Origin of the sequence: uncultured Novosphingobium sp., assembly GCF_964277725.1 — a bacterium.
Taxonomy (GTDB): domain Bacteria; phylum Pseudomonadota; class Alphaproteobacteria; order Sphingomonadales; family Sphingomonadaceae; genus Novosphingobium; species Novosphingobium fluoreni.
This window is the reverse complement of sequence record NZ_CAXYKL010000034.1, coordinates 1-3,608: the sequence shown is the minus strand read 5'-3', so window position 1 is coordinate 3,608 and position 3,608 is coordinate 1. Positions and strand designations below refer to the sequence as shown.

The following is a 3,608-nucleotide window of genomic DNA, read 5'->3' as shown; positions in this document are numbered from 1 at the left end:
TCACCTGCCCTGGAACGGAGTGTCACAACCGAACGGTTCTGACACCTAGGCTTGAGGGCTTCACTTTCTCACTTCTGCAATAAAGACGGATTTTGGAAAGCGTCCGGCATTCCCGAAACTCGATCCTCGTGGAAAAGCGACGGCCATCTCGTCTGCCGTTCCTTTTCGAGAAAGCATCCGTGCCCTAATGCGTTACGATGAAGATCATATTCGCCATGCTGCTGGCGTCGGTTGCAGCCAACGCGCAGACACAGACAATGCAAGCACGGCCCAGTGGGAGTGCAGCAATGAACGATGCCGCAAACGTCATTACCGTGGACCACACGGGCTTCGCCGTATCGTCTCTGGACGAAGCCATTCGGTTTTGGACAGGAGCGCTCGGCTTCACCCTTGAGCGACAATCGGAGATGGGGGGCGACTTCTTGCATCAGGTGACCGGTGTCGATGATCCGAGTGTGAAAACGGCGATCGTCAGGGCACCGAGCGGTTACGCGGTCGAATTGTTGCAATATTCAAAAGGGCACCAGAATGGGGCGGTGCCTTCCAGCGCGGGGGCGATCGGTGCGGCTCACCTGGCTCTGACCGTGAAAGATATTCATGCCGCCATCGCCCGCGTTGAGGCAGCAGGATGGAAAGCCAAGGGTAGTCCGTTGCCAATCGCGGGTGGTCCACGCAAGGGGACTTTGGTGGCCTATGTTTCAGGTCCCGATCACATCACGATAGAGCTTATGCAGCCGCCAGTCCGGTAATGAGCTTGGGGTAAGCTTTCCCATTTCCCGATCGTTTGTGGGAAAGATGTATCGGCCGCTTTCTCCACCACCATATCTACTCACCTTGCCGGCGTTGTGATCCAGGGTTTTGACACCCTCGAACCCACGCAAAACGGCGCGATTGGAGGAGGTGTCACAACCGGACGGCTGTGACACCGCTAGGTATCTGCCTGATCTGAAAGCTAGTACGTCGGCAGTTGACTCCAAGCGTTTCATGCAACATCAAATGGTGCATGAAACGCAGTACAAGATTGTCTGGCGTGCTGCACGTCCTGCTCCACATGGCCGAGCTAGATGGTCCGGTCACTTCAGAGACGATGGCTGTCATCATGGGGACCAACGCGGTCGTGATCCGACGCATCATGTCAGGTCTGCGCGATGCCGGGATGGTGCGCTCGGCAAAGGGCCATGGCGGTGGTTGGACGATCGAGCGTGACCTCGCCTCGGTCACGTTGCGCGACGTGTATGTAGCGCTCGACAGCCCAGAGCTGTTTGCGATGGGCAATCGCACAGACGTGCCCGGCTGCCTAGTTGAGGAAGCGGTCAATGCCGCACTTGAAGCCGGTTTCCGCGATGCGGAGGCGCTGTTGCTCGAACGCTTCGCGGGCGTGACGCTGGCAGCGCTGAGCGCCGATTTTCACACCCGCATGGTCGCAAGCGGCAAATCCATCGATCTGGAGAACACCCATGGAGCATGATGCTATCGTCATCGGCGGCAGCTATGCTGGTCTGTCCGCCGCCATTCATATCGCCCGCGCACGTCGGTTCGTGTGCATTATCGACGCCGGTTCACCGCGCAATCGCTTTGCTCACGCCTCGCACGGCTTCTTCGGTCAGGATGGTGCCGATCCATACGCGATGATCGCTGAGGCGCGTGAGGAGGTCGCGCGATACCCTACCGTGCGGATTATTGCGAGCAACGCGACCGATGCGCGGGCGGTGGCGGGCGGGTTCGAAGTCTTGCTCAGTACAGGTGAGGTAGTGACTGCCGCCAAGCTGGTGCTGGCGTTCGGCATCTCCGATCTATTGCCGGACGTGCCAGGCCTGGCCGAACGCTGGGGGCGCAGTGTGCTGCACTGTCCCTACTGCCACGGTTTCGAGCATAGCGGCGGCAAGCTGGGCGTCCTGTGGATCACTCCCATGTCGGTGCATCAGGCAGTACTGATTGCGGACTGGGGACCGACCACACTTTACCTGAACGGCAACGCCCTGCCCGAAGAGGCCGCCCGTGCCTTGCTGGATCGTCGCGGCGTCGCGATCGAACCGGCACCCGTGCGGGCTTTGCACGGCGGGGACGGCTCCATGTCGTCGCTGCTGCTCGATGACGGGCGAACGGCCGCGATCGACGCGCTGTTCCTCGCCCCACGCTCACGGCTGAATAGCCCGATCGCCGACCAACTCGGCTGTGCGCTCGACGATGGCCCCTTCGGCAAAATCGTCCGCACCGATGCCGCCAAGCTGACTACCGTTCCCGGCGTCTACGCAGCCGGCGACATCGCCCGCGCGCCCCACAACGCAAGCTGGGCAGCGGCCGATGGCGTGACGGCGGGCATCTCGCTCCATCAATCACTCATATTCGAGCCGCTGGCCGCCTGAGGAATATCCATGTCCATGACGCTCTATGAACTGGCCTGGGGTCTTTATCCCCGCCGCATCGGCATCTACCTAGTCGAGAAGAACATCACCGGCATCAAGCGGATCGCGTTCGATGCGATGGCAGGCTGGCCGGCACCCGAAATGGCCCACCTCAGCCCTATGGGGACCGTGCCGATCCTGCAAACGGAGGATGGAACGCTCATCCGGTCTTCGATCGCAATCCTCGAATATCTGGAGGAGCGTTTTCCATCACCGGACCTGCTGGGCTCGACGCCGGAACAGCGTGCGCGTACGCGCGAGCTGGTGAGTGTTCTGGACGAAGCCGCGACGCAATTCGGCGTTTGGTGCCACAAGGCCAGCCCGCTCTTCACCGGACGTGAGCTTCAAAGCCGAGAGGCCGCCACCTTCGCAGCGGACGCCTATATCGGGCGCCTGCGAATGCTCGATAAACTAGCCGACGAGACGGACGGACCGTTTCTAGCTGGCGAGCATGTCACGATCGCGGACTGCATCGCCATGGCGACATTGCAGTTCGCCGAAGGTCATTACGGCGTGACGCTGCCGAGTGATTGCCCGAGACTCGCGGACTGGTACTCGATGTTCGCCAAGCGGCCGAGCGGCGCGCCTGTCGCTTATCCCGCTCCGCTGCTCGCGCTGGCATTTGGCTTACCCGAGGTCTGCCCACCATCTGCGTAATCGTGGCTCGCCGCTTTCACCCTCGGGTTGTAGATTGGCTTTGAGCGTCACAACCGAACGGTTCTGACACCTAGGCTTGAGGGCTTCACTTTCTCACTTCTGCAATAAAGACGGATTTTGGAAAGCGTCCGGCATTCCCGAAACTCGATCCCAAATGAGGCGGCTGGGATCGTCCCTTTGGCGGGTTCGTTTGTGGAAGGCCGGGATCGGAAGAGACATAACTTCCCGGTGCCGTTAGGTAGCGATGGGAGCACCTCCGTATGACGCCGGCACCTCGGATCGACGACTATAAGATCATCTTCAGCCTGCCTGTAGTCGGCCTAGGGAGTCTCGTCGTGTTCGAGTCCTATCCCGCAGCTGGCATCGAATATCGAGAGATCATGGGACGTGAAGTCTTCCTACTTGACGACGCGGCATCCGCGATATGGCAGATCAACCCTGAGCCGGGGACGACGGAAGGCAGGACGCACGACTTTGATCGCTCGCAGGCGACGGTCGAACCGTTCTTGAATGTTTGGTGGGGTGGTGACGCTTATTATGCGAGCC

General features: G+C 60.3%; 5 protein-coding genes. All 5 read left to right on the top strand.

Going from position 1 to position 3,608, the window contains the following annotated elements; all coding sequences use genetic code 11:
- Nucleotides 1–197 precede the first annotated feature (197 nt).
- Nucleotides 198–749, top strand: a complete 552-nt coding sequence (locus tag ACHWRX_RS02125; RefSeq protein WP_394657919.1) for a VOC family protein — start codon at nt 198–200, stop codon at nt 747–749.
- A 254-nt stretch (nt 750–1,003) separates the two neighbouring features.
- Nucleotides 1,004–1,468 carry an RrF2 family transcriptional regulator gene (locus ACHWRX_RS02120; RefSeq protein ID WP_394657918.1) on the top strand — a complete coding sequence of 155 codons (465 nt, stop codon included), beginning with the start codon at nt 1,004–1,006 and terminating at the stop codon, nt 1,466–1,468.
- Nucleotides 1,458–2,366 (top strand): NAD(P)/FAD-dependent oxidoreductase, encoded by a 909-nt coding sequence (locus ACHWRX_RS02115; RefSeq protein ID WP_394657917.1) that lies wholly within the window; start codon nt 1,458–1,460, stop codon nt 2,364–2,366. Before ACHWRX_RS02120 ends, ACHWRX_RS02115 begins: the two co-directional genes overlap by 11 nt.
- A gap of 9 nt (nt 2,367–2,375) precedes the next feature.
- On the top strand, nt 2,376–3,062 hold the full coding sequence (locus ACHWRX_RS02110) for a glutathione S-transferase family protein (RefSeq protein ID WP_394657916.1): 687 nt from the start codon (nt 2,376–2,378) through the stop codon (nt 3,060–3,062).
- 260 nt (nt 3,063–3,322) lie between these two features.
- The coding region (locus ACHWRX_RS02105) for a hypothetical protein (protein WP_394657915.1) at nt 3,323–3,608 on the top strand (286 nt) is incomplete at its 3' end.